Source organism: Cupriavidus sp. YR651 (assembly GCF_900101625.1).
Classification (GTDB): domain Bacteria; phylum Pseudomonadota; class Gammaproteobacteria; order Burkholderiales; family Burkholderiaceae; genus Cupriavidus.
On the sequence record NZ_FMYZ01000039.1, the window covers coordinates 1 to 5,839 of the forward strand.

The 5,839-nt window shown below is 59.1% G+C and carries 3 protein-coding genes and 1 pseudogene; 3 read left to right on the forward strand and 1 reads right to left on the reverse strand.

Features of this window, described 5'->3' with window-relative positions; all coding sequences use genetic code 11:
* Positions 1 to 153, reverse strand: a pseudogene (locus BLR29_RS31710) (cysteine hydrolase); the annotation flags it as partial.
* Positions 154 to 914: 761 nt separating this feature from the next.
* Here BLR29_RS31710 and BLR29_RS31715 point away from each other — a divergent pair.
* The 3 genes from BLR29_RS31715 to BLR29_RS31730 form a co-directional block, all read left to right on the forward strand.
* Positions 915 to 1,847, forward strand: a complete 933-nt coding sequence (locus tag BLR29_RS31715; protein ID WP_092144072.1) for an MBL fold metallo-hydrolase — start codon at positions 915 to 917, stop codon at positions 1,845 to 1,847.
* A 1,615-nt stretch (positions 1,848 to 3,462) separates the two neighbouring features.
* Positions 3,463 to 4,476: a LysR family transcriptional regulator gene (locus BLR29_RS31720; protein WP_092144075.1), complete on the forward strand. Its 1,014-nt coding sequence runs from the start codon at positions 3,463 to 3,465 to the stop codon at positions 4,474 to 4,476.
* A 557-nt stretch (positions 4,477 to 5,033) separates the two neighbouring features.
* On the forward strand, positions 5,034 to 5,839 hold an 806-nt coding region (locus BLR29_RS31730; RefSeq protein WP_255371553.1), incomplete at its 3' end, for a serine/threonine protein kinase.

Consider the following 5,839-nt stretch of genomic DNA (forward strand, 5'->3'; position numbering starts at 1 on the left):
CTTCGGACTCATGAAGTCGATCTGCGGATCGATGACGACGAACGCAACGCGCGCGAGGTCAAGCTTCATGCCCGTCTTGGGCAGCGCCGGTTTGGACGGATCTGCGTACTTGGCGACGCCACCGGCCGGCGCTGCGTTGGCCAGCGAGGGCAGTTGGCTAGACGCAACTGCGGCCGCGGCAACCGTGCTCTTCAAGAAAGTACGGCGGCCGTGAAATTCTGGGGTCTCACACACAATGATTCTCCATTCAATTCCGTAACACGAGCAGATGCAGTAGACGCACTGCCATGAACTTCTTGGATAGTTCTGGGGGCTGGTGAAACGCGTTAAGACGTTGGGTCAAGATGAATACTGGGTGAACTGACTGACGTTGCGTCCACCGAACCTGCGCTGCTCTGCTTGCCGCAGAAACTGCGTGGAGTGAATCCTAGACTCAGGCACGGCATGTCAGTAGTGTTGCCACGGTGCCCACACTGTTGTCACATCGGCACCAATCTTTACGCCATGCGTTGCGTGGTCCGCATTGCACGCTGCGACTGGTCATTCTCACTCCAGCAAAATCCGATGTCCGCCTTGGGCAGGCCGATGGTCCGACGACCGAGTTCGGTGCTTGCCGGCAAGAAGTCGACACCTGGCTTCGCGTTTCGAACAGTAGATCTCGGCTTGTAAACGGTCGCTCAATAAGCCTTTCACTCGCGTTGCCTCCCATTGCTTGTCCGTCGTCGATTGTTGCCGTTCGGTCAACATGCTGAGGGCTTTCGCGATGCTACTGATGTTCGCCCCCCTACCTACAATCCGTTATGACGACAGTTGCAGAAGTCGTTGCGACTGTCGAGGAGGGGTGTCCGCACAACGAAGCGGACCGCACCCGCCGCCCAGTGCGGGTTACCCCGCCTATTAACAGGACTACTGAAATGAGCCAAACAACCCGCAATGTGCAGCCAGTTACCGCCAACCTTGGCAAAGAAGGTTCAGCGGAACTCGTGCCTTCCCGCTACGCCGTGCGAGTGGGTGACGTCGACGTCGTGCTGATCAGCGATGGTATTCTGCCTCTGCCGACCTCCACCATGTCCACCAACGTGAGCGAAGCGGACCGCAACAAATGGTTCGATGGTCGTTTCCTGCAACGTGACATGTTCGACTGGGCGCTGAATATCGCGCTCGTGCGCAGCGGCGAACGCCTAATCCTGATCGACTCGGGTGTGGGCGACGGTTTCGAATACTTCACGCGCGCAGGTCAGTCGGTGATGCGCCTGGAATCGGCTGGTATCGACCTGGCCGCGATCACCGATATCGTGATTACGCACATGCATATGGATCACGTCGGCGGGCTGAACGTGGATGGCGTCAAGGCCAAGCTGCACCCGGACGTCCGCATTCACGTGTCGGCCACGGAAGTGGCGTTCTGGGAAAATCCGGACTTCAGCAAGACGGTGATGCCAGAAACGGTTCCCCCCGCGCTCCGCAAGGCTGCAGCAAAGTTCGTGGAACTCTATAGCGAAAACATCGTGCAGTTCGATCGGGAAGTGGAAGTCGCAGCGGGCGTGTCGGCGCGCGTGACGGGTGGGCACACGCCGGGGCACTGCGTTGTGGACGTCGCATCGAACGGCGAGAAACTGACGTTCGTAGGCGACGCGATTTTCGAAGTCGGCTTCGACAAGCCCGAATGGCAAAATGGCTTCGAGCACGATCCTGAAGTGGCTGTGGACGTGCGTATCGCGCTGCTCAATGAAGCCGCCGAAACCGGCGCTCTGCTGGCCGCAGCGCATGTCGCGTTCCCGTCCATCGGTCACATTGCAAAGAACGGTGAAGGCTTCCGATTCGTGCCGGTGCAATGGGATTACTGATTGATGCCGTGTTTCGGATCGCGCTAGTCAGACACGACGGAAACCAAAGCGGTCAAATTCGAGCTTCCGTGAGTCCCATCGCCTAAGTAACTCAAGTCGAGCATCGGTAGTCGGCCGATGGGGTTGCGCCCAGAATCCCGCACCGATAACGTGGCCGATGCCACAGCGCGGGCAAGTGATCGCGTGCAAATAACCGCCGCGAGTCTTGTAAACCTGCGGCGTTTTCTCTTGCAATCGTCAGTGCAATCTATACGACGATGGCTGATAGTCGAGGAGTACGCACCGGCTCGAATGCGCTACGACAGTCCGCTTAGTGCAACGCAACCGACGTCTGCACGTACAAGACGAAGTTCCGCTAAGGGTCGAGGGTGTGTGAAAACGTCTCGATCACCTAGACTGGATCAACGCATTCAGATCGGGGGACCGGATAAGACGATTCATAGAGGAAGAAGACCGGTCTGCAACATGCGCTCTCGACCTATAGGATTCAGAATCTCGACAGCGCTTCCTTGCAGGATCGGGACCGAAGCTACCTTCGGGAAAATTTTGAATCGCTCGTCGCGCTAGGCCGGGCTGCAGGGCTAGCTAGAACCCTGGACAGCTTCGGGGAAATGCCGAACAACCTCTCAAGTCTCCTTCCTTGTCTTCTAGAGATCGATTCCGTAGTACCCTTTTACGACGCCGTCAGGCGTTCTAGCACTCGACGAGTTATACGAGCAATTGGATTTACTTTATCGAGCGCATTGGTTTGCTCGCGAGTGCCGATCACTCGGTGAAGAAAGCAAGGTGTTCAACGAAGCTGCGATTCAGTACAGACGAACCGCATTGGAGTGAGTGCTTCATGACGGAATCGACTGGGACGAGGTACATCTCAGTACCTAACCCGCGGCCCTTCGCGTTGGTTGGTGACGTCAATGTTCAGCGGAATCCGCAACGCACAGCTTCGCCAAAGAGACCGAGTACCGGAACGACGGTTGCCGCACGCCGAAATTGCGGAAGTACGAATGCATGTTCGACAACGGCCAAGCTCGGGAAAGGTCAATACCATCGACTAGGAGCCATAGGTACTGAGCAAAGCCCTCAACATTAGAAACCATAGCTCAGCGCGCGACTGGCCAACGAACTCGTCAACGCCTGCCGCGCAAGCTTCTCATCAAAGCGGTAACTGAGCCGGCACCCGTGTTGCAGAAATTGAAAGTCAACGCCATCGTCGCTGGATTCCACTGCTTCATACCAAGCGCAAAGGCTAGTAGTGTCGAAATATGCACTTTTGGTATAAGCACGCCGCACTGCGATCGCATCTTTGATAGGTATGTTGCGACGGAATCAACAAAATGTGATGTCGGTACCCATTTACGACTTAAGGAGGCGTTGTTAATATCTGACTTGTCTGATATTTAACAGGCAACTTGTGAGCGCGTATCCGTCGCACCTGGCTTGACCAGCCGTTCCCGGCCCCCGCGTTCAACAAGCCCCTTTTCGGAGAAAGTTCCCAGGCACACAAATGTGAGCGCGTTCTCCGTCCCAACGGCGTGGTCGGCACACTAACAATGCTCGGCGGTACCACGTGCCATGTGCAGAGGGGGCTCTTACGCGCATCGAAATTTCAGGCAACATGAACAATCCGGACACATTCGAACGCAGCACTCACGTGAGTCGAAAAATTCACCCTGACGCGTTGTCAGCAAGCTTTGCCGCGAGCTACACGGGCATCATGGCGTTTATGGCGGTAGCGAACGAAGGGAGCTTCGCCAAGGCCAGCGAACGCCTGGGCATCGGGCGTTCCGCTGTCAGTCGCAGCGTCCAGAAACTGGAGGCGCAACTGAGTACGCAACTGTTCCTTCGCACCACGCGCACCACGACACTCACGCGCGAAGGCCTGCGCTTCTTCGAGAATTGTCGTCGCGGGGTGACTCACATGGTGGATGCCATGGACGACCTGTTCGAGCAGCGCATGGGCCCGCCGCGTGGTCTGGTCCGCATCAGCGCTTCGGTCGGATTCGGCAGAAAGGTCGTGGCGCCGTTGGTGGACAAGTTCGCGAAAGCCTACCCTGACATCGAACTCGACCTTCTGCTCGACGACCGGCTGACCGACTTTGCCTCGGACCGGATCGATGTCGCGTTCCGTAGTGGGCATCTCGAAGATTCCAGCCTCATCGCCAAGCAGCTGATACCGATGCAAATGGCACTGGTGGCCGCGCCGTCGTACGTGGAAGCACACGGGCTCCCCGATACGCCGGACGATCTGCCAGACCACACGTGCATCAACTTCCGTCTCTGGAATGGCCGGTTGCTCGAATGGGATTTCAAGGTCGATGGGCTGTCGCGGAAATATCTGCCAGCGGCCCGTCTCACCTTCAACAATTTCGATCTCGTCCTGCAGGCGGCTTTGCAGGGACGGGGCCTGGCGCTGCTGCCTGGCTACCAGGTCCGCCAGCACATCGCGTCAAGGAACCTCGTCGTGGCACTGCCCCGCTACACGCACTGCGATCGCGGGCACTTCGTTTGCTATCCGAGCCGGCAGCACTTGCCAACGCGCACTCGCGCCTTCATCGACTTCATGACCACCGAAATCCGCGCACTCGATCTGGATTGCCTTGACCAATCCAACGTCAATTCGGCACTGTGACGCTTCAAGCTGACCACGCGATTGGTGTCACGGCGACAACACACTGCGCACCGTGACGGCACTACCGGCATCCCACGCCGAAGGCCGGGACCCTTCCAAGCCGTCCGTTCGACAATAGATCCCTACAGGTTCGGGGAAAGCCATTTCCGAGACCCCAGCATTGAAGTGGACGGCGCTCTCGCGTTGACCACAGCCTCAGAGTCCTTGCTCGCAAGCTTCACCGCCATCACGAACCGGGCCTGGCGTTCGACAAGTATTGCAATCTGGCTGTTGAAGCTGCCGAACTTGCATCGAGAACGCCGTAGGTGCTCCAACAACTCTCTTTTGAGCGCGCCACGGGCCTGTGGCGCGCCAGACTCCGTCCCGGCACGATAAGCGCAGCGCGTGCTGACCCTCACTGTGGACGCGCCAGCCCAATCCCGATGGCGCCACGATCGCCGAGGTGTATCCTAAGTAGGGCCAAACTGCTGCGGCGCCGGTGCTGCGGAAACGCCGTGATGTAGATGGATTTCTGAGCACATCCAGGCCAGTTGTGGCGGCACCGCACAGCAGAATACGTGATTAAATCATCACATGGTTACAGCGCCAACGGGAACAACCTAAGCCTACAAGGCTTGTGGGAGGACGGCGAGCGCGTCTTCTGCCGAGGCCGGCGCCCGGGCAATGGCGGCGCCGACAACGTCCTGATTGTGCGGCCCGCTGCCGACCATCCATCGTCCGCCAGCCTGGATCGCATCGCTCACGAATTCAGACTGAAAGATCTGCTCGATAGCGCGTGGGCGGCGCGGCCGCTAGACCTTCCGAGTGAAGACGGCCGGACCTTCCTGGTGCTCGAGGATCCGGGCGGCGAGCCGCTCGAGTGGCAGCTCGGCGCGCCCATGGAAGTGGGAATTGTCTTGCGCTTCGCCGTTGGCATTGCGGCGGCGCTGGGCCAGCTCCATGAGCGCGGCCTTGTCCATAAGGACCTCAAGCCCGCCCATATCCTCGTGAACTGCACGGACGGACGGGTGCGACTCACCGGCTTCGGCATCGCCTCGCGGCTGCCGCGAGAGCACCAGGCCCCCGAGCCGCCCGAGACCATCGCCGGCACGCTCGCCTACATGGCGCCCGAACAGACCGGGCGGATGAATCGCTCCATCGATTCGCGCAGCGACCTCTACTCGCTCGGCGTCGTGCTCTACCAGATGCTCATTGGCGCACTGCCTTATGCGGCGGCCGATCCGATGGAGTGGGTGCACTGCCATATCGCCCGAAAGCCGGTGCCGCCCAGCGAGCGGTTGGCGTCGATACCGGCGGCGCTCTCCCACATCGTCATGAAGCTGCTCGCCAAGACGGCCGAGGAGCGCTACCAGACCGCGGCCGG

What these genes read in the sequence shown, in the direction of transcription:
- BLR29_RS31715 (WP_092144072.1), top strand. Translation starts at nt 915, where the DNA reads ATGAGCCAAACAACCCGCAATGTGCAGCCAGTTACCGCCAACCTTGGC.
- BLR29_RS31720 (WP_092144075.1), top strand. Translation starts at nt 3,463, where the DNA reads ATGAACAATCCGGACACATTCGAACGCAGCACTCACGTGAGTCGAAAA.